The organism is Corynebacterium sp. p3-SID1761, from assembly GCF_055862885.1.
Map to the genome: position 1 here is coordinate 45,335 of NZ_JBSQBJ010000004.1, position 24,023 is coordinate 69,357.

The following is a 24,023-nucleotide window of genomic DNA, read 5'->3' on the forward strand; positions in this document are numbered from 1 at the left end:
TGGCGTCGTTAAGATGTGTTCCTATGAAGCAGGATGCGCGCATGAGGCAGGATCCCCGAGGACGGGGAATTCGGGGGATCTTGCTACCGGAGGTGCCGCGCAACAAGTCCCGTTCGCAGCGCTTCGACGATGCGGTCATCGATGCGTTCGAGCCAATTCTTGAGCGTTTCGACGCCGAACTTTCCAGCCTTGATATCGCCGTCGATGTCGTACCGCGCATGCGTCTTAATACGGGCTACCGCCAGTGGCCGGAGGATGTCGTCGCAGACGGGCAGGTTCCACTGGGGCGGCTAGTCGCTGCGGGAGTGGATAACAAAGGCACTCCTACCCGTCCACGGATCATTGTATTCCGCCGTCCCGTGGAGTCGCGGGCGTCGTCCGCACAGGACCTGCAGGATCTCCTACGGATGATTATTGTGCGCCTGGTCGCGTGCTACCTCAATGTAACCCCCGACCAGATCGATCCCCGAATGTAATGTCTTAGCCGATACGCTTCTTCAAGCGACGGCGCTCACGCTCGGAGAGCCCACCCCAGATACCGAATCGCTCATCATGTTCAAGAGCGTATTCAAGGCATTCGTCACGCACACCGCAGGCCTGGCAAATACGCTTAGCCTCGCGGGTGGATCCACCCTTTTCCGGAAAGAAAGCTTCCGGATCAGTCTGGGCACACAGAGCCTGCTCCTGCCAGTCCTGCTCCACCGCATCGAAAAGCAGGTCGAAGTCCTGCGTCAGATCGAAGAGGTTCTTCTGGCGCGCTTCGTTGTCCACGTTCGCCTCCTGCTCTACCGCCGAGGAGCCGTCAGCAAAGTGGCCACGAAGGGCGATGTCTACTGACTTGTCCACGGAGTTTCTCCTCTTCTAGTGGGATTTGCTGTGCGCCTGAGTGCGGCGTCTTCTTTGTCGGTCTACTGAAGATTACACACTGGTAATTACATCGCGTCAAGCTTTAGGGAAATCCCACTAGTCACACCAACCCCACCAGTCACAACGCCCCCAATAATCCCGTTCCCCTAAGAAAAGGTGCCCGTGCGCAACCACAATGTATGCACGGGCAACCAGTGAAAACCACAACATGTGTACATTTTCTTGAACCTTTAGTTCAGGACGCACTAGATGTAGTGAATTTTCTCTAAATTTTTTCTTTGGGCGCAAAAACGCCCGTAAATCGTGTTTTAGATGTCAGAACTAAAGCGCACACCGCCATCTGGCAGGGTCACTCCCGGCCACACGCGCAGTCCATCACGCAGCTCACAACGAGCACCGATCACGGCTCCTTCGCCGATCACGCAGTCCACCAGGTGAGCTCGCGCACCAATGCGCACGCCCGCACCGATCACACAACGCTCCACCGTCGCGCCCGCTTCGATCTGTACTCCATCGAAGATCACGGACTCCTCCACACGCGCGCCGCCTCCGACCTCGACGCCACGGCCAATCACGGTTCCACCCAGCAGCAGGGCACCACCAGCGATGGCGCTGGACTCGTCCACTAGACTTTCGCCGTGGCGTCCATCTAGCAGCGGCGAGGGGGCAATACCGCGCACGAGATCAGAGGAACCGCGCACGAAGTCGGCGGGCGTACCCATGTCGCGCCAGTAGGCCTGGTCAACGTGACCAAATACGCGGGCACCAGCTTCCAACAGGCCCGGGAATACTTCACGCTCCACACTCACCGGGCGGCCAGCGGGGATCTTCTCGATCACGGAGCGGTTGAAGACATAGCTACCAGCGTTGATCTGATCCGTCGGCGGATCCTCTGTCTTCTCCAGGAAAGCACTGACACGGCCGTCAGCGTCGGTTGGCACACATCCGAAGGCTCGGGGATCAGACACTCGCAACAGATGCAGAGTTACATCAGCTTCCTGCTCCACGTGGGTCTTCAAAACGGCCTGCAGGTCGGTTCCTCCAAGAACGTCGCCATTAAAGACCATTGCCCGGTCGTAGCGCAGGTGATCCAGCACGTTGCGGATGCCGCCACCGGTTCCCAGCGGTTCTTCCTCCACTACGTATTCGATCTCGAGTCCCAAGTGGCTTCCGTCGCCGAAGTGCTCCTCAAAAACCTCGGCTTTAAAGGAGGTTCCCAGCACGACGTGAGTCATACCGGCCTCCTTGATGCGGGCCAGCAGGTGCTCCAGGAACGGCGCGCCCGCCACCGGCAGCATCGGCTTCGGGATGGAGTTAGTCAGGGGGCGTAGTCGGGTCCCCTTGCCGCCGACCAGGATCACTGCGTCGGTGGTGGCTGCGAGATCTACCACTTCTATGGCCTTTCTATTCCTTGCTGCTTTTTGCTACTGGTTTTCACACACTAGTCACTGTTTGCGCTCTGCAAGTCAGCCCACGCCGTGCGCCGCCGCAATTGCAATCTTCTCGCGGATTTTCAGCCCCGCTTTAAGGACTAACCGCACGGGCATATTGCGCCACCCCGGCAGACGGTCGGCTTGAAATCGATAGGCACTGTCATGGTGCGCCTTGAGCACTACATCTGGGTGCTTGCCCGCTGCGTGTCCTTTGGCGTGACGAATCTCCGCGCTGGGGACAAAGACATTCAACCAGCCAGCACGTCCGAGTCGATCCCCCAAGTCGACGTCTTCCATATACATGAAGTAGCGCTCGTCGAACCCTCCCAGCGCCTCAAATGCATCCCAACGCAACAGCAGGCACGAACCACTCAGCCAACCTGCGGTTCTCTCACTTTCCATGTCTTCGTCGTCCAGGTAGCGCTTCGTCCACGGGTTTGTCGGCCACACCTTGCCCAGGAGTGCATGGCCGATACCGGAACCGAGTTGTGGCACCGCACGCGCTGATGGGTAGGCACTGCCGTCTGCCTCTACAATGCGGGGTCCCAAAGAGCCTGCTCGAGGATGACGCCGCGCCGCCTCCAAAAGCTCATCGATGGCACCGTCGCTAAACACCACATCCGGGTTGGAAATCACAAGGTAGTCTGGGTTGATCTTTCCAGCCTCGCGGGCGGCGCGGAGGTGTCGAGCGCCGAGATTCATACCCGCCCCATATCCAATATTTCCGCCACTGTAGAGCAGCTCGGCTTTCCCAGCCTCCGCTGCAGCCTCGGGCGCCCCGTCTGTAGATCCATTGTCGACCATGACTACCCGAGAGTTGGCTGGTACCGAATCGAGGAATTTGGTCAGGTACTCCCCCGGTGAATAAGTCACGGTGATGATCGCGATGGGTGCCTCTGTCATGGCCGTTGAGGTTACCCCAGGGTGGCTCGCAAACTGTCCCGCCACGCGGGCAGTCCGTTCGCTGGAATCTGCAGCGTACTATTCTGCGGGCGCCTGGCCGGAGTCGGGTAATCGCTGCTCGGAATGGCCTTGACCCGGCGCGAGTCGTGGCCAAGTGTGGCGAAGATCTCGCGCGCGAAACCACACCAGGTGGTCACTGGACCTGAGCCAGTTACATGGCTAATGGCCGGGGTTTGTCGCCCTTCCACCATCGCAATGAGCTCGGCCGCTAACACATCGGCATGGGTGGGCCTGCCATATTGATCATCAACAACCGACGGATTCACTCCGGAGCGCGCGAGGCGAACCATCGTAGTGAAGAAGTTTGGGCTCTGCGCGTCATACACCCAGCCCGTGCGCACTACATGCCCGCCAAGGTTTAGCACACGCCGCTCCCCTTCCAATTTGCTGCGACCATAGGCGTTCAGCGGACCGGGTTGACCATCGACGGGATTCTCCCAGCCCACCGGAAGGTCTCCCGCAAACACATAATCGGTGGAGACATGCCACATCGGCACCCCGTGTACCTGCGCCCACGAGGCGATTCGCCCCGGAGCCACTGCATTGATTCGGCGCACCTGTTCCGCATTTTCGGGCTTTTCAGCCGCATCAACCGCTGTGAATGCAGCGAGATTGACGATGGCTTGCACCGGAGATGGTGGCGTCAAAAGGAAAGAATCCACAGACCCTGCCACCGCTAGATCCGCCTGTGTGCGACCGACCGGCACGAAGTCGGGGCGGAGGCGCAGCAGGGCGCGACCTACTTGTCCGGAAGCTCCGAAAACCAAAACACTCATAAAATCAGTACTACACCAGTGGCTAATTAGCCGCTAAAGTGTGAACAATGACAGAGCATGAGAGAAGCCGGCACTCCCGGCGCATCCAGGCAGCTCCCGGCGAGGCGGAAGCCAAGCAGATTGGCTCCGGAATCTCCCGTGGCGTGCTGGCTGCGGTCTCGGCGCTCGCGCTGGCCGTAATGGGCATTGGTTACATGACCGTCGGCAACCTGAACGATGGGCTGGCTCAGGCAGATAACCTTAACCTCGGCAACCAGGCGGACGGTGCGACCGATATTTTGCTGGTCGGTGTGGACTCCCGCACGGACGCTAAGGGTAACCCGCTCTCCCAGAAGGAGATCGACATGCTGCGCGCGGGTGAGGAAGATGTCACGAATACCGACACCATGATCCTGATTCGCATCCCGAATGACGGTTCCTCAGCCACCGCGGTCTCGTTGCCGCGAGATACGTACGTGAGCACCCGCGATTACGGCAACATGAAACTCAATGGTGTCTACGGCACGGCGAAGTTCGAAAAGACTCAAGAGCTCACCAAGGACAGCTCCGACAAGGATGCCGATAGCAAGAAGCCCGAAATCGAGAAGAAATCAACCGAAGCCGGACGTCAGGCTTTGATCAGTTCGGTTGCGGATCTCACCGGCATTACTGTGGATCGCTACGCCGAGGTTGGCCTGTTGGGCTTCGTGCTCCTGACAGACGCAGTCGGCGGGGTGGATGTTTGCCTTAAAAATAAGGTCGACGAGCCACTTTCTGGCGCGAAGTTCAAGGCCGGGCGCCAGACCCTCAACGGACAGAATGCGCTCAGCTTTGTCCGTCAACGCCACGAGTTGCCACGCGGCGACTTGGACCGCATCACCCGCCAGCAGGCCTATATGGCCAGCCTGGCCAGCAAGGTACTTTCCTCTAAGACGCTGACGGATCCGGGCAGCATGTCCAAGCTCAACGATGCGGTGCAGCGTTCCGTCGTGCTGGATAGTGGCTGGGATGTCATGGGTCTGGCCACCCAGATGCAAAACATGGCTGGCGGCGACGTTAGCTTCCAAACCATCCCCGTGACCAGTATCGACGGCACGGGAGACTATGGCGAATCAGTCGTTACGGTCGATACCGAGCAGGTTCACGGCTTCTTTGAAGAGCTGTTGGGCGACAAGCCTGGCGAGGACAAGACCACCTCCGATAAGCCAGCTGATATCACCGACTACAAGGCCAAGGATTACAAGGTCAACGTTTTCAACGCCTCCGAGCAGACGGGACTGGCCGGCCGCGTGGCGGATCTGACTAAGCAGTACGGCTACAAGTCCGGCAAGGTGGGAAATCACCCGGAGACTGGCGTATCCGAGTCGCAGGTAAACGCCAAGAATCCCGATGATCCTGCAGCCCGCGCGCTGGCCAAGCAGCTCGGTGGGCTGCATGTGGTGAAGGATTCCTCGCTGGATGAGCACGAGCTCTCCGTCACCCTATCCGGCACCTATGCCGGCCCGGGCATACTGGAGCAATCCGCTCCTCTGACCAAGCCGGATGACCCCACAGTCGGCACCTTGACCGAAGGCATCAAGGACCTCGATGGCGACGGCATTCCCGATGACGAGAGCACGTCCTCGACCGGCACTGACAGTACAGGCTCCTCCGCTAAGAAATCCTCCACCGTCGGCACCCCGGGCTCCGGCGAGGGTACCGACCGAAAGGATCCGATCGACGCCAGCGGCGACGGTCCGATGTGCGTGAACTAATGGATATTATTGCTCCCCTCGTAGCCCAGGATCCCGCCTCCCCGCGCCTGACCACTTACACCCCTTCAGGCCGCATGGAGCTATCCGCGCAGACCCTGCACAATTGGCAGTCAAAAGCCGCCAACCTGCTGGATTCTCTCGCCCCAAGTTCCGTCGGTATTGCCTGCGCCCCGGGCTGGCAGCCACTCATGGTTGTTCTGGGATGTTGGCGAACCGACGTTCCTATTATTGACGCCGACTCTTGCGACGTGCTTTTCACCGACGACCTCAGCCTAGCGGAGGCCCACTCGGGCGAGGTTTTCTTGCTCTCCGACGATCCTTTTGGCCGTGGCGTAGAAGAGTCCGGCGGCGAATTGCCCTTCGGCGTAAATGATTTCTCCCCCGAGTTGCGCGTGCAGCCCGATGCTTACCCCGGCCCGGTGGCCGCCCCCGCCCCGGCGGGTCCACGAGTGCTAGTTCCGGCATGGACCGATACCCAGTCGATGCTGGATACACTAAAGCCGCTGCGAGACGGCGGGTCGGTAGTGATGGCCACCGAGCCGACAGCCGAGATCGCAGCGGCTGAGAACGCGATTATTTAACGTCTCTGCGCTGGTGGACGAGGAAAGCCCAGGCCACTAGAACCACTGTCCAGGCAGCCACGATAGCAATACTGACTGGGGTATCGTGCCCGCCCACGGAAACGTTGCCTCCCAGGACCATCCAAATGTTGTTGAACGGCAGGTAGGGCGCGATGTTGTCGGCAATCCATTCGCTGAGCTGTTGAGAGATCAGCTCCACCGCAGTGGCCCACACCAGCGGCAGCGCCACCGCGCCGGCCGGGGAGGGAATCAACACGCCGATCGCCGAGGCCATGAGGCTAACCAAACCGGCGAAAAGGATCGTGTAGCCCAGCAGCGGCAGCTGGTCGGTGTTCATTTTCTGCGGCAGGGTGGCCACCATCGCCACCGATACTCCTACTGCCACAGCCATGGTCACCATCGCCAGGGCGGCGTTGACGAACATCTGGGCGAACAGCTGCTGCCAACGCGCGGGGATCACCAGGAAGGATTGCGCGTGCAGATTGTGCCCTCGGGTGCCGCTGACCCTCACCGCGGAGAGCGACAGGATCATCAGGTAGGCCGGTAGCAGGCCCACGCCCAGCTCCCCCAAGTTCACCTCGGGCTCGTTGGCCCCGTACTCGGATCTGTAGTAGCTCAGGGTCAAGATGTTGGCGCCCACGTAGAACAGCAGGACGAAGCCCAACATGATCCAGGTGCCCCACATCGCGCGCGAGCGCGTCCATTCGCTGCGGATAACTCCTAGCATTCTTAGCTTCTCCTCCCCTGGGTCTTGTACTCCACTGCCTGCCCGGTCGCGTCCAGGAACTTCTGCTCCAAGCCGGCGCGCTGGGGTGCCATCTCCAGAACCACAGCACCGGTATCGCGTGCCAGTTCGCCGAGCCGTCGGTCCAGGTCGGGAGCTTCGGAGGCGAACTCCAGCGAGCCGTCGGGCTGCTGGGTGAGGTTGATGCCATCCAAGCGCGAGGCGGCGTCGATAAAAGCATTGGAATCGGCGACGCGCATCCGGATGGTGGGCTGGGTACCCGAACGGAGGAACTCGTCCATTGTGTATTCGCCGATGAGGGAGCCCTTGCCGATGACGACCAAGCGGTCGGCAGTGAGCTCCATTTCGTGCAGGAGGTGTGAGCTGACCAGCACGGCGCGCCCCTCGGACGCGTTGCGACGAATGAGCTCGCGCATCCAGTGCACGCCCTCGGGGTCGAGTCCGTTGACCGGTTCGTCGAGGATGAGATGCTTCGGGTTACCCAGCAAAGCCACTGCCAGGCCGAGGCGCTGCTTCATACCGAGGGAGAACTTCTTGATCTTGCGCTTCTGTACCCCTGTCAGGCCGACTTGCTCCAGGCACTCGTCGGCGCGGGACTGCGAGATCCCCGCCGCCTGAGCAATGGAGCGGATGTGCGTCCGGGCGGAATGGCCCGGCATGTACCAGGTGGGTTCGAGAAGAGCGCCAGCGATGTGAGGTCGCTGGGCGCGGTAGGCATGCAGAGGTTGGCCGTCGAAAGTGACCTCTCCCCTGCCAATCGTATCCAGCCCCAGAATGCAGCGCATCGTTGAGGACTTTCCGGAACCATTCGGCCCCAGAAAGCCTGTGACCTGGCCATCTGGGACAGAAAAAGTGAGCCCATGGAGAACCTCCGTGGACCCATACTTTTTAGTTAATTCTTTGACTGCGATCATGCCGTCAGGCTATCAAATCTTATTTCACATCTCGCACCTTGTTGCTGTACAGCCCCAGTGCCAGCAGGACGACCATCCAGGCGATAAGCACAATGAATCCGGAGGTAGGAGAAGCCATTCCGGCATGGTCCGTCGAAACGACCCACGACTGCATGTCTTGGACGCGGCTGCCCGGGGAGAGGTGGTAGAGGGTCTTGAGGAACGGGATCTTCTGGCCACCCATAGCCAGCAGACCTTCAATTACGAGCATCCACACCAGCGGCAGTGCGATGGCACCCACTCGATTACGCAGCAGTGCGGCGATGCCGACGGCCATCACGGCGAAGGCGGGGGCGCCCACCGCGTATCCCCACACCAGCAGCTGGCCTTCGCCGGTGAAGTGCCCGGCCGGGAATACATTGAACACTGCCCAGCTGAGCGCCACGCCGAGGATGTAGTTCAGCTCCACAAACACCGCCGCCACCAGCGCGCGGGCCAGCAGCCAGGAACTCCTACTCTTCTGAGTAAGGAAAGCGTGGGCCGTCATGTGGTTACTGATATCGCCGCCCGTCGTCGAAGCGCCGAAAATGATGGCGATCATCAGGAAGATCATTCCGCCGAATAGAAGCTCGGGCCAGCCGCCATCCAATCGCGAGGAGTCGTTGAAAAGCATGTAGAGCGTCGTCGGGCCGTAGATCGAACCCGTGAACAGGATCACGTAGATCCAGGTGCTGCGGAGGCTTAGCAGCTTCGTAGTTTCGGAGGAAATTGCTTTGAGCATGGTTTGTCTCTTTTCTGTGCGGTGGGGGGCTAGTTGCTGCGGTATTCCTGTTGGCTGGCGGTCGCGGCGAGGAAGCGCTGTTCCAGGTTGTCTGCGGTAGTCGCGAGCTTGGTCACCGCAAACTTTTCCTCTAGCGCCGTGGCCGCGATCGCTGCGCGCACCTCGTGCTCTGGTATGTTGTCGACGCCCACACGCAGCGTCCGCTCGCGATCCAGATCGACCTGGAAACCGCGGCTGCGCAGGCTGTCTGCTAGCAGGACCGCTTCCTTGCACTCGACCTCCACGTGGGCGCCGCCGGCGAGGAACTCGTCTAGGGTTTGCTCGCCGATGAGCTTGCCCTGGCCAATTAGTACGAGGCGGTCGGCAGTTTGCTGCATCTCGCTGAGCAGGTGGGAGCTGACCAGCAGGCCGCGGCCGTCGTCGGCGAGATGGCGGATGGTGCGACGCATCCAAGACACACCCTCCGGGTCGAGGCCGTTGACCGGCTCGTCGAGGATCAGGTGCTGCGGGTTGCCAAGGAGGGCGGCGGCCAGGCCGAGGCGCTGCTTCATGCCCAACGAGTATCCGCCAACTTTCTTCTTGCCAGCGCTGGTGAGGCCGACCATGTCGAGGCATTCGTCCACGCGCTTGTCGGAGATGCCGGCGCCCTTCGCGATGACGCGCAGGTGGTTGCGGCCGCTGCGGGCCGGGGTGAACCAGGTGGCGTCCAGGACCGCGCCGGCGATGCTGGACTTGTTATCCAGGCCTGCGAAATCGCCGGCGTACCCCTTGCCGCTGAAGGTCACCTTGCCGACGCTCGGCTTATCGAGGCCGAGCATGCAGCGCATGGTGGTGGACTTGCCCGCGCCGTTGGGCCCGAGGAAGCCGGTCACCTGCCCGTCCGGGACGGTGAATGAAAGGTCGTTGACTACTGTTTTCTTGCCGTACCTCTTGGTGAGGTTTTCCACGATGATCATGGTTCCCATGCTGCCGCCCGGGGTGGTACTCCCACATCGGACGAGGGGTTGATCTTGCGTGTCCTACCTCAGTATGACGGCCCGCCCTCCTGCTCTTCGATCGCCTGGTGGTACTCGGCCAGCGCCTTAGTTTTGCGGACGTTGCGCTGGGCGAAGGTCTCGCGCCCCAGTGGCCCCTCGGCCTCGGTGATCACGCTGTGCCCGTCGCCATGGGAGGTCCACACCTCGTGCCCGTCGGGGTGCAGGGCGACATCCCAGCTGCCGGCGGTCTTGAGGTTGTGGTGCTTCGAGCAGAGTAGGTGCAAGTTGCTAGTTGGTGAATTGGTGTAAACACTTTAGGGGGTAGCCGACACGGTGACGTTCCCACCGCCATAGGGCACAAACATGCAGGTGGGAAACGCTTTTTAAGGCGTTGAACGGCAACGACAAAGACCACCACCGCCGGTGAACTAGGCGGTGGTGGTCTTATCCCAAGTGGCTAGTTGCCTAGCTAGTGGCCAACGCTAGTAGTCAAAACCGGGCAAGCCGGGCGTGTCACCTCGGCCATTCCGGTTATCGGCGGTGACCACGCCACCGGAATGGCGCCGGGCGGCCATGCGTGCCCCGATAGCGTCAAGGTCGTCGTATGAGGCCACGGCGGCTACCTGTCGTACCTCATTCAGGCGCCACCGCTCGGGCGTGGCCGTGTCGGCCTCGGTGGCCTGCTCGTGACTCACCGCGCCCCGGTCACCGAGCCCGTACACCCGTGCACCGAGGGCGTCCAAGTCGTCGTTTCGTCCATAGACCCGCGCGCCGCGGGTGTTGGCCTCGGCGGCCTCGTCACGTCCATAGACTCGTGCACCGAGCTGGTCAAGGTTGTTGTTGGTTGTCATTGGTTTACGCTCTCTTTCTTCCGTGGTCGGCCAAACTGCAAATTGTCCCTCATGCGGGTGCCGATTGCCCGACGGTTGGCCTTGCTCTCGGCAATGAACCGGTCAAAGTCGCTTGGGCGGCGTGCAAAGAAATGACCGGGGTGCCCGCTTAGATTGTCGATATAGCGCTTGCATAGGTATCTTCCCTTGCCGGAAGACGGCGGCAAGGACTTGAGAATGTCCCGTGACGTTTCCCTACTCGGCGTGCCGGGCTGGGCGGCAACGCGGCGGGCTAGTTCCCAACACCCGACAACCTCCCCCGGCTCAATTGCTGCGTGGGCGGCGCCTATGACCGCTTCCCGCTCGGCGGCAAGCTGCCGTAACAATTCCCGCTTGGTAGGCAGGTCGGCGCGGCCATGCGATTGCCACCGCCTCACGCCGCCCTCAGTTCTCATGGTCATGTGCCTATCCCACTTGGCTAGGGCGGCCGCGTCGGCGTCGTCCACCGGTAACCCAAGACTTTGGTGAAGTAGCGCCCGTTGCCACGTGCCGTGAGGGTGACACGGCCACACCGTGAGGTCTAGCCCGTCCATGTGGATTACTCGGCGTAGACGTCGGCCACCGGGTCAAGGTCGTAGTCGGCGGCGTTGTCGGTAAACACCTCGGGGCGCTCGGCCTTGAGCGCCGCTAGTGATTCCTCGGCGGTGGCCATGCCGTAGCGGTCGTGCGCGCTGTACAGCCCCTTGGCGCCGCGGAGACGGTCGCCAACAGTGCGCTTGCGGTGGTCGAGCCAACCCACCGCGGCGTTGATTGCCCCAAGTCGGCGCTCAAGCTCGGGTAGGTCGTCACCGAGCGGGTCGGCAAGTGGCGCAACATGTCCAAGACCGGCGGCCACGGCCTTAACCTTGTTCATGCCGAACACGTCCAGCACGCACACCTCGGCGTCAAACATGAGGGCTCTGAAACGTGCCCGGTTGCTGGTCTTTTCTTCCATGCGGGCGAACACGTCACGCTCGGGGTTAGGCGTCTCACTCACGTCGTTGAACGCCATAGCGCGGGCAAGCGGGGCGTAGTCGTCAAGGTCACCGTCAACGTGCGCCCATGCTCGCGCCGCCCGGCGGTAGGCCGTAATAGTGGCCTCGGGCGTGGTAGCCGGGTCAATCAACTCAAGAATTGAGTCCACCCGCCCGGTAGCCGCGGCCTTGTCTGTCGCTACGTCGTCAAGTGCTGCCAACGCCTCGGCGGCCTCGGTAGCCAGATTGTCGAACCACGCGCGCACCTCGGCCTTGCACGATTCAATGAGCGTGGCCGTGGAATAGGCGGGCTTGTCGAACTTGGCGATGAGCCCATCGAGTGCACCCTTGCGCGCGGCGGCAATGCGGCGTGCATGAGGGGTTGAGGCGGTGACGCGCTGCCACTCTTCACCCCACGGTTCCTTGACGCGCACGGGCACCGTGGTGGCGGCGCTGCCAACGGGGGCGTCCAAGGTCTCAACGAGGCGCTCAAGCCCGCCCTTGGTTGGGTTCTTCGCCCACTTACGCCCGGCCTCGGTGAACTCGCTGAGGGGACGGGCGGCGGTGCGGGCGTCGAACATGTCCAACGCGCCGGTGATTTTGTCGTCTACCTCACGCATGGCCTTAGCGGCGGTAGGAACAACGCCCGTCATACGTAGCGCGGAAGATACCGCGGCGGCACGGTCGGAAAAGTAAGTAATTGGCTCGGTAGCCATAAGTGTCACGTCCTTGAAAGCTAGAAAGCTGGTTGGTGGTCATGGCACTTTTGGGCTCGGGTCGGGTTGGGATCGGGGCGCGCCACTACCGCCTATTGTCGTGCGTGTGGTAGGCGTTGGCAAGTCTCTAAAAGGGTACTGTTTGCGCTGGTCACGGCGATAATGTGTAATATTGGCGCGTTGTGCGAGGTAGGGACTACACGGCTGTAAGTTAGGGCGCTTACTGAACGGGGGTAGTTAGTGGGGGTAGCGACGGCCACCTCGGGCTTGTTAGGGTCACCGTTCATGGCAACCAAGTAGGCGGCCATGCGGTCAAGGTGGACGTCGGCGCGTTCGGTGGTGCCGCCTTGGTGGCGGTCGATGACCTCATGCACGTGCATGAATTGGCAGGTCATACCGGTGTTTTCGGCCGACTTCTCGGCACGGTTGATTACGTTTGCACGGAACGGTTGCCAAGCGTTGACATTGCGGTACCCCATGAGCGGCATGAGGTCGCGCGCCGACCAAAAGGCGTTGCCCTCGGCGTCGGTGCGTGCGATAGGAAGCACCCCGTCCACGGGGTCACCTCGGGGGATTTTGGGGGATTGAGGGACACGCGCCGCGGGCGGGGTGCAACCTCAATATAGACCGGCGGCGTTCTGTTCGCTCGGCGCGGCGCTGTAAGGCTCTCTCACGGCTTTTAGGGCGCGGGGTGGACTCTTTACCCACCGCCGGGGCTTGAGGCCGTCCACGGCCACGCGGGGCGTTGATTTGGCCGGGTTATCGTCGTGTGTCGCGTTACCAGTCAAGCAAGGTGGGTGGGTTGGAGCCTCGGCGGGAACGGCGGCCGTTTCCTCTGGCCGAGTTGCATGAGCGGTGGGCGGGCTTGACGTCTCCCATGAGCTCACCGCCTTGGCTCAAGGGCACAAGGTGGTCAAGGGTGAACGCTCGGCCGTGGGTCGGCGGTAAGTTCATGTCGATTGTGCCGCCGCATATCCAGCACACGGCAAGGGCGGGGTCGTTTTCTAGCTTGCGGCGCCATGTGCGCACTTTCTTCTTCCACGCGGCGGAGAATGCCCACGGCCGGGCGGCGCGGTCGTCTTTCTTGTGCGGGGCGTGTAGGTCGGTCACGGCTGTAGTCCTTTTCGCTCGGAGGTCTCACCACATTTTATGCACGGTTTATTCATGCCCGCGGCGGGTGTTTATATGTTCCAGTTCCGAGCGTTTGGTTTCCGCGATACATTTGTCGGTATACCGGGAGGGTAGACCGGCCAAGGCCAAGGGAGGCACCCCCCACCCCACGCTAGACCACGCGGGGCATAGCGGGCGGAATTATGCACGTTGTTGGTGAATATTCATTTGTTCTTGTTGCTTGTCGATTGCTGCAAAGCTCAACTCATGTGTCGTTGGTTGTCGTCTACCTCAACACAGCTCTTTCAATCCGTTTATTTCTTTCTTTGGTGTCTCACCTTTGTGGTGTCCGTGGTGTGCGTAACTCCCTATAGAGAGAGTTACGCACGGACATCTACGCATCTTTACTCGTAATCTCACGCACATCTTTACGCACACCACTAGGCCTAGAATATGTGCTATGAGCTGCGTTAACGTGCTCTAGTTCGTGCGTAATGGTGCGCGCGGCGGTGTAGCCGATGGTGTGCGTAACTTACGTGCGTAAAAGAATTGCACCATTACGCACGTAAAGGTACTAAAGGGTACCGTCTTTGGGCGCCTAAAGTCCCGCGTTTACGTCCCTCTCGGCGTATCCCTCTAGGAACTCAACAAGGGCGAGCGCACGCGGTGACGGCATGGCACTGGGGGCGCACACGTAGGAACGCTTACCCCTCGGAGTTTTGACTAGACCGGTTTCCTTGGCGCGCCTGACCACTTCCTTAAAGCGGGTCACCGCTAGGGTGCCGTCCTGTGGTGAAAGCTCTTTCCACATGTCCTTAATTTCCTTCGCGGTTACTCCGTTGCCCTCGTCATAAACGCGCACAATGGCATACAGCACATCTGGGCGGCTCGGCTTAACCTTTTCATCTAGCCCATTTAGGTAGACGTCCAGGGCACCAATGGCGCCGTCCGCGGCTGTGGCCTGCGTGGCGCGCTTGGCGCTCTCATGTGGGGGTTCGACGGTCACCGATAGGCCGCCGCCTGTACCGTCCACGGTCACTGTTGCCACGCGCCCTTGGCGGTGTTGATTGGGGCTGTCTGCGAACTTTCGTACACCGCCGGGGCGGTCTTTGCCGACTGATAGCTCAAGGGTTCCTACCTTGCCTTGGGCGGGCGGGGTGAGCACGTCCACGGTGTACGCGGCGCCGGTAAGTTGACCCATTTTCTGGTTGGAGCCGACGGCGAACCGTCCACCGGTTCCGTTCTTGACCACGTGGTCAACAACAACCACAGCCGCGCCGGTGGTGGTTGCGAGGTGGTTAGGAACACGGCTAAACCACTGCACTACGTCGTCACCGTCGTTTGAGTTCAGACCGGCGTCAGATAGTGCGCTTGTCACACCGTCGATGACTACTAGGGAGTAGGTAGCGGTGTCCATGAGGCCTAGCCCCTCGGGTTCCACCGCGTTGGTTCCTGCTGGTTCGGGGTTCCAATAGTCCAGCATGGACACAATGGCGTCCTTGGGGGTTCCCATGGCGCGTAGACGGCCGACGACGCTAAGGGCGGTGTCCTCATAGTCCAGATATAGGACTCGTTCACCGGTGCTAATGAGTTCGGCGGTCAAGGCTTGCATGAGCAATGACTTTCCCGATTCGCTCTCACCGTGAACGCTGTGAGACTTGCCGGGGTATAGCAAGTTCGCCCCGTCGGTGCGCGTCCACAAGGTTGGTGTGGGCGGGGTGTAGTCGTCGGCCAAAATGACGCTTAGGTCTACTTTGCCCCGCGGCTGTGCGACCTCTTGACTGCTGTCGCTGCCTCGTAACTCGGCGGCGCTTAGTGCTTGCCCTCCGGCGGAGTATTCAAGACCTAAAGCCTCAAAGGTGGCCGAGGTGTCGCCGTCGTGGTGCATGTGGGCTACATAGTCGAACTTGCTAATTCTTTTGCCCTTGGCTTCTATAACGTCGGTGAGTTCGTCCGGTGGATTATCAGTCCACACTGTAAGTGCCCCGCCGTTATTGGACAGCTCACAAAGTCCGGTGTGTGCCGTTGCGGATTTGGGGTTAGCGTGAGTTCCCGGCGCTGTGTAGGTGTCGCAACCGCAACTATCGCTATCGCCGGTGTTAATCCAACCGTCGGCGGTTAGAAGTTCGTCCCACTCGGTCGCCGCTGCCCATTGGCCAATGCTGTTATCCGGGGTGGGGTTGGGCTCTCGCGTGGTCTTAGTCTCGGGCTTGTCCACCCGGCGTGCAGCCTCAATGACGGCACTGCCTACAGAACTGTTAAAGACGGTGCCCTGTGCAACGTAGGCAGGCTGGTTGGGGTCGGCCACGTCGGTGCGCACGCTGCCGGGTAATAGGACGTAGCGGTCACCGGTCATAGCTGTAGCGGTTCCGAGCTTGGTCGTCTTGAGCTCACCGGCACCGGTGGCGTCAATCCACCAATGCCCGCCATCGTTGTGCGCCGCGGCGGTGCCGGGCGTCGACACCGTTGCTGTCGGCATGTAGGCGTGGTGCTCACGCTGCCACGTCTGCCATGATTCGACCTCGGCCGGGGTGTCGGCGTCGACCACGATAAGGCCGCTTGCACCGAGATTGACACCAAGGTTGCACCCGGTGGAATACATGGCGTCGAACGCCGCCGGGTCTGTCGTAGCGCCATGTACACCGTTCGGTGTCGCTGGTAGCTTTTCCCCTGCTCGGATTGGCAACACCGCCACGGCCTCGGCCTGTAGCGCATGTACGTAGTCAAGCACCTCGGCACGGGTAGCTTTATCCACCCGCGGCGCGTTGTTGAGTAGCCGGGTGAGCTTGTGCGCGCGCGTCGGCTCTTGGCGGTCGACGGCACCCGCCGGTTCGCAAAATGGGAATTTCCCGCGCGGAATGGTGGACTCTTGATTATGGGTTACCATGGTAGGTGTCACTTTCCTTGTTGGTGGTGGTGGCTTGAAGTCCCTCGCTGTGAGTCCTTTCGGCGGGGGGCTTTTCCTTTGTCAGACGACCGGGCGGAATACCACGGGGCAACGGTGCCGGTCTTAACCCACGTTCCCGCTTGTGCGGGCGTAGGCCGCGTGCGATGAACGGGCGACGGTGGAAGTTCCACCCCTCGTGGTTCGCCGAGGTTGCCAAGAAGTCGGCGTAGTTGGCGGCGCTCGTTGATCGTGAGCACGCGGGCGGCGTGAAGTGTGAACCGCGGCGGCGGTGTGGGCGGGGTGTAGTAGGCATTGGGCGGGCACTCAATAGTGAACGTGTCCATCAACACGTGCGCGCCTGTTTGTACCCATACGTCCACGACGGTGCCGGGGCGTAGACAGATTGGTTCGTTTACGGCCATAGGTCACCGCCCTTGTTCTTGTTCGGTACCGGGTGCTCTCCCATGACGGGGTGGGGGTAGTCCACGCCTCGCACGGCGGCGAACACCTCAACATAGGGCTTGTTCAGCACGGTAGAAATTCGCATGAGGCTTACACCGTCACGGGCGAGTTGCCGGGCGGTGTGAGCTTGGGCGGGTGTGAGCTTGGAACGGGTCACCTACACCACCGCCTTGTTGGCCCGGTAGATGGAAACCAACCGGTCGCGCCGCTCGGGGCTCAAGGTCGGCGCCCGGCGGGTCGTGTCGTATGCCTTGAGCGTGTCTAGCGTGGCGAACGATAGACGCATGTATTCGGCGCGCTGTTCGGGGGTCATTGCTCGGTTGGTCACGGCTTATTCACCGCCCTTAGCGAGAATGGCGGCCACCGCGTCGATGTGCGATTGAGTGAGGGCGGGCGCCTCGGCCATGATTTTGCGGGCGTACTCACTGATTCGGCACGCGGCTAGGTCTTGCTCTAGCTCGGTGGTGTCGGTGCCGGGGTGCCAACGCTTTTGCGCATTGAGGCGGCCAATTCGGCGTTGTACCGCTTGCGATTCCTTGGGAGCCATAAGGGCATACCTTTCAGGCCTTTCCCGGAAGAAAGGCTTTAAAGGCCACCGTTTAGGCAGGGTATGGGGCTCCCCGCGGCTTAATGTGGTGAATACCATTTACCTAGCGTTGACGCTGGTAAAGGCTCGTTTGGTAACCACGCCGATAAAGTTGCCCCTCCATTATAGGGCATGGGCGTTTACAGTTCAATTGAGGGGGCGCCACCATTGAGAAAATCGCCCCACCAACGTACGAGCTGTGCAAACCTCACCGTGTGTACGCGGCGGCACTTGGTACATTCCACGGTAAAAACGTGTTCACCTATAGGCTCGCCGGGTTGCCCCGATTCCGTCACCACCGCGTTACGAACTTGCCGGTCAAAGGGAGGTGCAAGCCAGCGATTAGCGTGTGCGGATTGCTTGAGCCACAACAGATTAGATACCGGTCTCGGCTCACCTTGCGGTGTTGGTCGGCACTTGCACTTGATTTTCAACACGTGAGTAGCCATGCCTACACTTTCCATTCCACGGTGACGTACTCGGGGTTGAACTTGTTTTGCGCCCGCGGGGTCACTTCCACGGTGATAGTCATTAACGCCCGTATGAGCTCACGCTTAAGCTCAAGCGTGGCGGTCGCCCACCACGCGCGAACGTCGGCAACCCCGGCTAACTCGGCTAGAACACCACCGGCACCGGCCAACTCAACAAGCTCGGCGTCGATAGCCTCAAGCTGGTCGGCTAACGTGCGGTTCATTCGCCCGAACTGTTCCATGCTCACATTGCCTAGCGTGGCCTGTTGCTCAAGGTCGGCCATACGTCCGCGCAACATGTCACGGGTCGTGGTGAGCTCGCCGCGGCGGTCACTATCCACCCCGCTTGCAAGCTCGCCAACAATGTCACTTGCCGATAGTCGGCTAAGCACAAGGTCGGCAATGTATCGCTCCAGCGGCTCGGCAATGCGGGTAGGGTGCCCGCCGCCACTTTCCTTGCAGTAGTACACACGCTTGCGTTCTTTGTCGGCCTTTTTCTTATAGGGCTTTCTACGGCAATACAGTGGTTCACCGCATTTTCCACACCGCGCGATACCGCTAAGCAAGTGCCGCGGCGTACTACCCACAAGGTTGGTTTTGCGTGCCGGGTTCGTTAGGTGCGCCCACACGGCTTGCCACACCTCGGGGTCAAGCACCGGCTCCCATTTTCCACGGCCAATAACCCCGAGCTTGTCCCACTCGCTAAGCTGTTCCCACTCGCTCGCGGTGTAGTCCTTTTTCTTGAGCTTGAAGTGCGTAAACCCGCCCGTGGTAGGGGTCAAAAGAACCTTGCGTATGTATTCCGGGATAGGTCGGTTGCCGCCGGTGGTGGTTATCCTGTCGTCTTGCCATTCACGGCTAAGTCGTTTGAGTGATTCCCCGGCCAAAATGCGGGTGGCCGCCTCACGAACAAGCGGCGCCTCGGTCGGGTGGTGCTCACCGTCGTGCGTGTACCCAAATAGTCGGTTCGGGTTCCTCGGGTACTCACCACGGGCGCGTTGCTGTGCCTTGGCGGCGGCTATACGGGTGGATTTAATCGCGCTTTCCCATTGGCTCACGCCCGAAAGCATGGTGCTAATCAGGTCGGCGTTAGGGTCGTCTAGGGCTTGCTCGCCACCGTTGACGTAGACAAGGCGGCAATGCATGTTCTTGAGGGTGGCTTTGAATAGTCCGTACTCGCTCACATTGCGGCTAATGCGGTCGGGGGCGAACGATAGCACCGCCCCAATCTTGCGTGCTTTCACGTCGGCTACAAGGTCAATAAAGCCGGGGCGCACTTTCCCCGAGTAGGCCGAAATTGAGTTATCCGAGTACACGCGGGACACCTCAAGGCCGAGCTCGGCGGCCAATGTCCGGCACGCCTGTTCTTGTCGTTCAACGCCCGCGCCGTCGTGCTTGTCTAGGGAAATGCGCACGTAGATACCGGCGGGCAAGGTGGTTTTGGTGGGTATGTGAGCCATGAATAAAGTTTTACACCAATTCACCAACCATATTCGCCGTGGACGTCGGTCCGCTGCCGTAGCGCCGCACGTGGTCGTATTGGCACTTGTAGGCGGGAACCTCGCAGCCCGGGAAGCGACAGTGCAGGTCGCGCCCCGCAACAGCTGCCTTGATGCTCTCCGTCGGCACGTAACCCTCGCATTCCGCGTAGCCCGGCGCGGACAGGTGAGTCACCCGCTGCAACCAGGTCTTGGAAGCGGAGCGGTTCAGCCAGTGGTCCTCCCCCAGCACCGCGCCGTCATTCGCCGGATCGTGGTACAGGTTCAGAGTCACCGAAACTTCGGCCTTGTCGGTGATCAGCCGCACCATTGCCTCCGGCTGCGAACAGTCATACTTCTTGGCGGTAGCGCGCACGATCTTGTCGATCTCGATGCCCTCCATCCGCGGGACCCGCAGCGTGAAGGTGGTGTACTCAGGGTCGCGGCAATCGACGTTGAAACTCGGCTCGGCCACGGTGGACTCATCCTTAGGTACGACGTTCCGATCGACCTCCCGCAAAATCTTCGAGATCCGGTTGTGGATAGTCCGTGGTGAAAACACGTGCTGGTCGGGACGTGAGGGCGTCAATACCTCAAGAACCTTGCCTTCAACCCTCTCCCGATCGTCGGGCGACACCGGCAGCAGATCCTGCGCCACCCGCAGAACGTGGCGGGCGGTGTAGCACCCCTGATCAAACAGCTCGACGAGCCGCGGAAAGTCGCGCAATACGAAAGCGGCCTCGGCCCAGGCCTCCGCGACCCCGGCGGAAACACCCAGACGCACGGCGAGGCGGCTGCAAAAATCGGGCACCAGATTCTCCCCGTCCGGGGCGCATGCCATTATCAGTTGGAATTGTTGTTGATTGAGCTGCCGGGCCGCCACGGTCAGCGGATCCTGCGAACTGGCTATTCGAAACGATGGTGGTGAGGTAGTCATGGAGTTCCCCTAATCCAGCGGCGAGGTTGTGGTGCCCCCGCCAAACTTCCTAGCTAAACAATAGAACACACCATCAAACAAAGTCAATACCCCCACCGAAACTTTTTTCTTTTTATTGACACTACCAGCCCGAACAGCGAAAATGTCCGTAAAGCTAAGGTAGAGGTTTTAGAAAGTCTGTTCGAGTAAATCCTCGGAATTGACGAGGTGGTACTTAAAGGCAAACAGCACCGCATGCACCCGATCCCGCGACTGGGTTTTCATGAGTACTCGGCCGACGTGCGTCTTCACAGTGGGCAGCGAAATGTAAAGCTTGTCGGCGATCTCCTGGTTGCTGAAACCCAGCGCAATGAGCTTGAGGATCTCCAGCTCGCGCGGGGTCAGCGGATCGGGAAGATCCAGCTCCACGGGCTCGCGGCGCTGCGGAGTCTGCTCCATGCGGATACTGCGCAGCAGGCGCGCGGTGGCCTTCGGGCTGATCACGGCAGCCGAATCGCCAACGGTGCGGACGGCGGAAATAAGGTCCTCGGGGTCGGTGTCTTTGAGGAGGAAACCGCTGGCCCCGGCCTCCACGGCGCCGAGGACGTAGTTGTCGTTATCAAAGGTGGTCAGCACGATCACGCGGGCGCCGGTGGCGCCGGCAACCACCCGGCGGGTCGCCTCGATGCCGTCCAAGCGGGGCATCTGCACATCCATGAGGATGATGTCGACGGGCTGCGACTCGGCCAGCTCGCAGGCCTCCTGCCCGTCGGCAGCCTGCCACTGGACAGCGATGTCGTCCTGCGAATCCAATACCAAGCCAAACCCGGCGCGCACCAGCTGCTGATCGTCGGCCAAACCTACGCGTATCACTTAATCCTCCTTCGCATAAGGCACCGTAGCAGTAACGTTCCACCCTCCGGGGTAAACCGCCGAGGCTCCCCACTTGGCCGTGCCGCCGTGAATGGCCACACGCTGGCGAATGCCGGTCAGGCCGCGCCCGGAGCCCTCGATCTGCTCGTCGCCAGGCGCGTTATCCACGCTAATGAACACCCGGGCAGGCTCCCACTCCAGCCGCACCTGCGCGGGCACAGAACCCGCGTGCTTCAGCACGTTGGTCAGGGATTCCTGCACGATGCGGTACACACTGAGGTCGCGGACCTCGTCCAACTGGTGCGGTTCGCCCGTGACGTGCAGCTCCACCTGCACCCCGCTGCGCTTTGCATCCGCCACCAGGTCGGGAACGCCGGCCACCCCAGGGGTGACGGTGGTAGAACGCGGCGGGGGGGCGTCCTCATGAAGAACAGAGAGCAGCTCCCGCATCTGAGTCAGGGCCGAGCGACCGCGCGCGGCGATAGTGTCGAGGGCTTCGATGGCCTTGTCGGGATCCTTGCGGCCCGCGTAGCGCCCGCCGTCCGCCTGCGCGATGACGACGGTGAGGGAATGCGCGACGATGTCGTGAAGCTCGCGGGCGATGCGGTTGCGCTCGCTGACGGTGGCGAGCTCGGCGCGGGCGGCCAACGCCTCAACGGCCTGGTCACGACGCAGCGAATAGCGGCCCGTCAGCCACATCAGGGCGACGGTCAAGACGGTGAGCAGGACAATTAGCCCCCAGAATAGCCAGAACTCGGCGGTCCGAAAGTCTACGCCGACCCCAGTGGTGCCCGCGTTGTAGCAAGTCGCCCACACCATCGCGAAGAAAGAGCCGAGCAGCAGCAAAGTCAGCCACAGCTTGCGGCGCAGCGTCAGCTTCGCGGAGATGAAGTAAGCCTCGTAGGCCACGACCAGGTAGCCGAGAGGCCAGACCAGCATCGCAGACGCAGCGAAAATAAACATGCCGAGCGCCACGACTGCCACGCCCGGCTCGGGCCGAAACCTCTGCAGAAGCAGACCGATGAAGCTAGTGATCAGCCCAACGACTGCAAGCACGACCTGCCAGGTCGAGCTAACGATCCCGCTGCCGAATGTCGCGCCGGCACCGAGGAAGAGGTACAGGAAGCCCGCGATGGATACGAACACCCACCAGGAGGCATCCCGCCACCACACCGGGCGAAGAACTGCTTCATAAGACATGTATGAAGAGTCTAGTTACAGGCGCACCCTATCGCCGTAAACGAGCAGGCCATTAACGAAACAACTTCTGCTCGGCAACAAATGGCGTTCGAACGCTATCTGAACAACCAGAGGACGTCGCCAGGCCTAGCCCGAGACATGGCAGATTGGCTGGAGATCATGTTAGGCTTCGAAAACTGATGAAGAAGCAAATCGGCGAACTTGGCTCACTCATTGCATTAACCCTCACCCTTGTGGCCATATGTCTCCCGATAGTATTGACTGTCATTGCGACGCAATGGATCATCCCAAACGCGCACTGGCGATTCAGCGTCGGCGGCGTTTGGGCTGTGCCACTGTGGAGCTTAACCATCCTCATCCTGTCGCCAATATTGGACATCTCAGTTGCGATTGTTGCTAGAGCTTTCATTATGCTCGGAATCTGCCCGTCAGAGTACTGGGCGTCCACAATTGGTGGCACCTTTCTCTTGGCTGCTGTTTTTTACATTATCCTTACGCCTTTCTATGCCTGCCTAATTGCTGCCCTTGTTTGCGCAATCCTAAATGAGATTCTTGAGCCATTAATCCCCCCAAGGAATACTTCTACCGAGTTCGATAAGAATCTTATCGATCGAGGATCTTGATTTTCTTTGTTACCTGGTTTGAAACCAGCCATCCAGACGATACGATTCACACCTACCGGGGATGAGTCGGTCTCTTGGGCTACACAAATTGCGAGATGAGGTAAATTATGGCCTATTTAATCATCGACCCATCCGGGAACCCATTAAGTCGCCCGAATGATGGAGATGTTGTATCCAATCCAGACACAGGGCAGGTTCTTACCGTCAGCTTCCTAAGAATAACCACGCCCGACGGGGACTATGAAGTTGATTTTCTTCCCGGAATTGTCGACCTCTACCAAGGAAGCAAGGATAAATCATCCTACTCCACAAATATTCAAGAGATAAGCGTCAAGAAAGGAACTCGACTTCACAAAATTGGCAGCATTGACCGTATAGATGATGTAACCCTGGCACATTTAGGGGATAAATACCGAGTTCAGGCCGCGAAACTAGACGACACGAAACCAGATAGTTTAATTCTCTGCGAAGATGGTTTTATAAGAACTTTGCAAGATAGTTTTTCTGCTACCGACAGGCCTCAAGGAGTTTTCCCCGTTCTCCACAAAGTCGATGAGTAGGCAGCCCCGACGAACCCTACCCAGTTAGAACGCTTCACCCCATCAACTTCTGCTGCAAGGCGCGGTCCTTTTCCAGCACCGCGTCACGCATCTTCTCCTGGTACTCGACCATCTTGTCCATCAGCGCTGCATCCGCCACCGCGAGGGTGCGCACAGCCAGCAGGCCAGCGTTCTTCGCGCCGTCGATGGAGACGGTGGCAGTCGGCACTCCGCCCGGCATCTGCACGATAGAGAGCAGGGAATCCAGGCCATCCAGGTTGCCCAGGGCACGCGGAATGCCAATCACCGGCAGCGGAGTAGCTGCGGCGACCATGCCCGGCAGGTGGGCGGCACCGCCGGCGCAGGCGATGATCACCTTCACGCCGCGGGAGTGGGCGGTGCGGGCGTAGTCAAGCATGCGCTCCGGGGTGCGGTGCGCGGAGACCACGCCGACCTCGAAGGGGATGCCGAACTCGGCCAGCACCTCAGCGGCCGGTTCGACGGTGGGCCAGTCGGAGTCGGACCCCATCACCAGGCCGACCAGCGGGGTGCGTGCGTTCTCAGTCATCGG

At 60.5% G+C, this 24,023-nt stretch carries 28 protein-coding genes; 5 read left to right on the top strand and 23 right to left on the bottom strand.

The genetic code is table 11. The features are described from left to right. The first annotated feature begins 23 nt into the window (after nt 1-23). Complete coding sequence (locus ACWXWJ_RS03660) at nt 24-476, top strand: metallopeptidase family protein (RefSeq protein WP_293790781.1); 453 nt, start codon at nt 24-26, stop codon at nt 474-476. 4 nt (nt 477-480) lie between these two features. Here ACWXWJ_RS03660 and ACWXWJ_RS03665 read toward each other — a convergent pair whose 3' ends face one another. The 4 genes from ACWXWJ_RS03665 to ACWXWJ_RS03680 form a co-directional block, all read right to left on the bottom strand. Continuing rightward, on the bottom strand, nt 481-846 hold the full coding sequence (locus ACWXWJ_RS03665) for a WhiB family transcriptional regulator (protein WP_293790780.1): 366 nt from the start codon (nt 844-846) through the stop codon (nt 481-483). Nucleotides 847-1,175: 329 nt separating this feature from the next. Continuing rightward, nucleotides 1,176-2,258 carry a mannose-1-phosphate guanylyltransferase gene (gene manB / locus ACWXWJ_RS03670; protein WP_293790779.1) on the bottom strand — a complete coding sequence of 361 codons (1,083 nt, stop codon included), beginning with the start codon at nt 2,256-2,258 and terminating at the stop codon, nt 1,176-1,178. A gap of 75 nt (nt 2,259-2,333) precedes the next feature. Then, a complete protein-coding gene (locus tag ACWXWJ_RS03675) occupies nt 2,334-3,203 on the bottom strand; it encodes a glycosyltransferase family 2 protein (protein WP_473963582.1) in 870 nt (289 codons plus the stop codon). A gap of 11 nt (nt 3,204-3,214) precedes the next feature. Next, entirely contained in the window at nt 3,215-4,039 is an 825-nt protein-coding gene (locus ACWXWJ_RS03680; protein ID WP_473963583.1) for an SDR family oxidoreductase, read from the bottom strand. Between the two features lie 47 nt (nt 4,040-4,086). Between ACWXWJ_RS03680 and ACWXWJ_RS03685 the strand changes: the two genes are divergently transcribed. Further along, nucleotides 4,087-5,772: an LCP family protein gene (locus tag ACWXWJ_RS03685; protein ID WP_448308298.1), complete on the top strand. Its 1,686-nt coding sequence runs from the start codon at nt 4,087-4,089 to the stop codon at nt 5,770-5,772. Next, complete coding sequence (locus ACWXWJ_RS03690; protein ID WP_448308297.1) at nt 5,772-6,353, top strand: TIGR03089 family protein; 582 nt, start codon at nt 5,772-5,774, stop codon at nt 6,351-6,353. Before ACWXWJ_RS03685 ends, ACWXWJ_RS03690 begins: the two co-directional genes overlap by 1 nt. Here ACWXWJ_RS03690 and ACWXWJ_RS03695 read toward each other — a convergent pair. The 18 genes from ACWXWJ_RS03695 to ACWXWJ_RS03780 form a co-directional block, all read right to left on the bottom strand. After that, the gene (locus tag ACWXWJ_RS03695; RefSeq protein WP_448308296.1) at nt 6,346-7,080 is read right to left on the bottom strand and encodes an ABC transporter permease; all 735 of its coding nucleotides are present in this window, start codon (nt 7,078-7,080) and stop codon (nt 6,346-6,348) included. The two genes, ACWXWJ_RS03690 and ACWXWJ_RS03695, sit on opposite strands and share 8 nt — an antisense overlap. Before the next feature lie 2 nt (nt 7,081-7,082). Continuing rightward, nucleotides 7,083-8,012, bottom strand: a complete 930-nt coding sequence (locus tag ACWXWJ_RS03700; RefSeq protein WP_293790773.1) for an ATP-binding cassette domain-containing protein — start codon at nt 8,010-8,012, stop codon at nt 7,083-7,085. A 19-nt stretch (nt 8,013-8,031) separates the two neighbouring features. After that, nucleotides 8,032-8,772, bottom strand: a complete 741-nt coding sequence (locus tag ACWXWJ_RS03705) for an ABC transporter permease (RefSeq protein WP_473963584.1) — start codon at nt 8,770-8,772, stop codon at nt 8,032-8,034. 29 nt (nt 8,773-8,801) lie between these two features. After that, nucleotides 8,802-9,737: an ABC transporter ATP-binding protein gene (locus ACWXWJ_RS03710; protein ID WP_473963585.1), complete on the bottom strand. Its 936-nt coding sequence runs from the start codon at nt 9,735-9,737 to the stop codon at nt 8,802-8,804. Between the two features lie 59 nt (nt 9,738-9,796). After that, a complete protein-coding gene (locus ACWXWJ_RS03715; RefSeq protein WP_473963586.1) occupies nt 9,797-10,033 on the bottom strand; it encodes a hypothetical protein in 237 nt (78 codons plus the stop codon). Between the two features lie 198 nt (nt 10,034-10,231). Beyond that, the gene (locus tag ACWXWJ_RS03720; RefSeq protein ID WP_473963587.1) at nt 10,232-10,600 is read right to left on the bottom strand and encodes a hypothetical protein; all 369 of its coding nucleotides are present in this window, start codon (nt 10,598-10,600) and stop codon (nt 10,232-10,234) included. Beyond that, the gene (locus tag ACWXWJ_RS03725) at nt 10,597-11,040 is read right to left on the bottom strand and encodes a hypothetical protein (protein WP_473963588.1); all 444 of its coding nucleotides are present in this window, start codon (nt 11,038-11,040) and stop codon (nt 10,597-10,599) included. Before ACWXWJ_RS03725 ends, ACWXWJ_RS03720 begins: the two co-directional genes overlap by 4 nt. Before the next feature lie 137 nt (nt 11,041-11,177). Then, nucleotides 11,178-12,308 (bottom strand): hypothetical protein, encoded by a 1,131-nt coding sequence (locus ACWXWJ_RS03730; RefSeq protein WP_473963589.1) that lies wholly within the window; start codon nt 12,306-12,308, stop codon nt 11,178-11,180. A 92-nt stretch (nt 12,309-12,400) separates the two neighbouring features. Next, the gene (locus ACWXWJ_RS03735; protein ID WP_473963590.1) at nt 12,401-12,865 is read right to left on the bottom strand and encodes a hypothetical protein; all 465 of its coding nucleotides are present in this window, start codon (nt 12,863-12,865) and stop codon (nt 12,401-12,403) included. Between the two features lie 220 nt (nt 12,866-13,085). Continuing rightward, a complete protein-coding gene (locus ACWXWJ_RS03740) occupies nt 13,086-13,418 on the bottom strand; it encodes an HNH endonuclease (protein ID WP_473963591.1) in 333 nt (110 codons plus the stop codon). A 598-nt stretch (nt 13,419-14,016) separates the two neighbouring features. Then, entirely contained in the window at nt 14,017-16,305 is a 2,289-nt protein-coding gene (locus ACWXWJ_RS03745) for a bifunctional DNA primase/polymerase (protein ID WP_473963592.1), read from the bottom strand. Between the two features lie 412 nt (nt 16,306-16,717). Further along, nucleotides 16,718-16,924, bottom strand: a complete 207-nt coding sequence (locus ACWXWJ_RS03750; protein ID WP_473963593.1) for a hypothetical protein — start codon at nt 16,922-16,924, stop codon at nt 16,718-16,720. Next, nucleotides 16,925-17,080: a hypothetical protein gene (locus ACWXWJ_RS03755; RefSeq protein ID WP_473963594.1), complete on the bottom strand. Its 156-nt coding sequence runs from the start codon at nt 17,078-17,080 to the stop codon at nt 16,925-16,927. An 18-nt stretch (nt 17,081-17,098) separates the two neighbouring features. Continuing rightward, the gene (locus ACWXWJ_RS03760; protein ID WP_473963595.1) at nt 17,099-17,314 is read right to left on the bottom strand and encodes a hypothetical protein; all 216 of its coding nucleotides are present in this window, start codon (nt 17,312-17,314) and stop codon (nt 17,099-17,101) included. Between the two features lie 490 nt (nt 17,315-17,804). Beyond that, nucleotides 17,805-19,283, bottom strand: coding sequence for a recombinase family protein (locus ACWXWJ_RS03765; RefSeq protein ID WP_473963596.1), 1,479 nt, complete (start codon nt 19,281-19,283; stop codon nt 17,805-17,807). A gap of 10 nt (nt 19,284-19,293) precedes the next feature. Then, nucleotides 19,294-20,238 (bottom strand): HNH endonuclease signature motif containing protein, encoded by a 945-nt coding sequence (locus ACWXWJ_RS03770; RefSeq protein ID WP_473963597.1) that lies wholly within the window; start codon nt 20,236-20,238, stop codon nt 19,294-19,296. Nucleotides 20,239-20,406: 168 nt separating this feature from the next. Then, nucleotides 20,407-21,090: a response regulator gene (locus ACWXWJ_RS03775; protein ID WP_473963598.1), complete on the bottom strand. Its 684-nt coding sequence runs from the start codon at nt 21,088-21,090 to the stop codon at nt 20,407-20,409. After that, nucleotides 21,091-22,290: a sensor histidine kinase gene (locus ACWXWJ_RS03780; protein WP_473963599.1), complete on the bottom strand. Its 1,200-nt coding sequence runs from the start codon at nt 22,288-22,290 to the stop codon at nt 21,091-21,093. Nucleotides 22,291-22,469: 179 nt separating this feature from the next. On the opposite strand from ACWXWJ_RS03780, the gene ACWXWJ_RS03785 reads away from it, so the two are divergent. Together ACWXWJ_RS03785 and ACWXWJ_RS03790 are read left to right on the top strand one after the other, a co-directional pair. Continuing rightward, on the top strand, nt 22,470-22,913 hold the full coding sequence (locus ACWXWJ_RS03785) for a hypothetical protein (RefSeq protein WP_473963600.1): 444 nt from the start codon (nt 22,470-22,472) through the stop codon (nt 22,911-22,913). Nucleotides 22,914-23,020: 107 nt separating this feature from the next. Continuing rightward, nucleotides 23,021-23,473, top strand: coding sequence for a hypothetical protein (locus ACWXWJ_RS03790; protein ID WP_473963601.1), 453 nt, complete (start codon nt 23,021-23,023; stop codon nt 23,471-23,473). Nucleotides 23,474-23,507: 34 nt separating this feature from the next. Here ACWXWJ_RS03790 and purE read toward each other — a convergent pair whose 3' ends face one another. Continuing rightward, nucleotides 23,508-24,020, bottom strand: coding sequence for a 5-(carboxyamino)imidazole ribonucleotide mutase (gene purE / locus ACWXWJ_RS03795; RefSeq protein WP_473963602.1), 513 nt, complete (start codon nt 24,018-24,020; stop codon nt 23,508-23,510). Between the last annotated feature and the right edge of the window lie 3 nt (nt 24,021-24,023).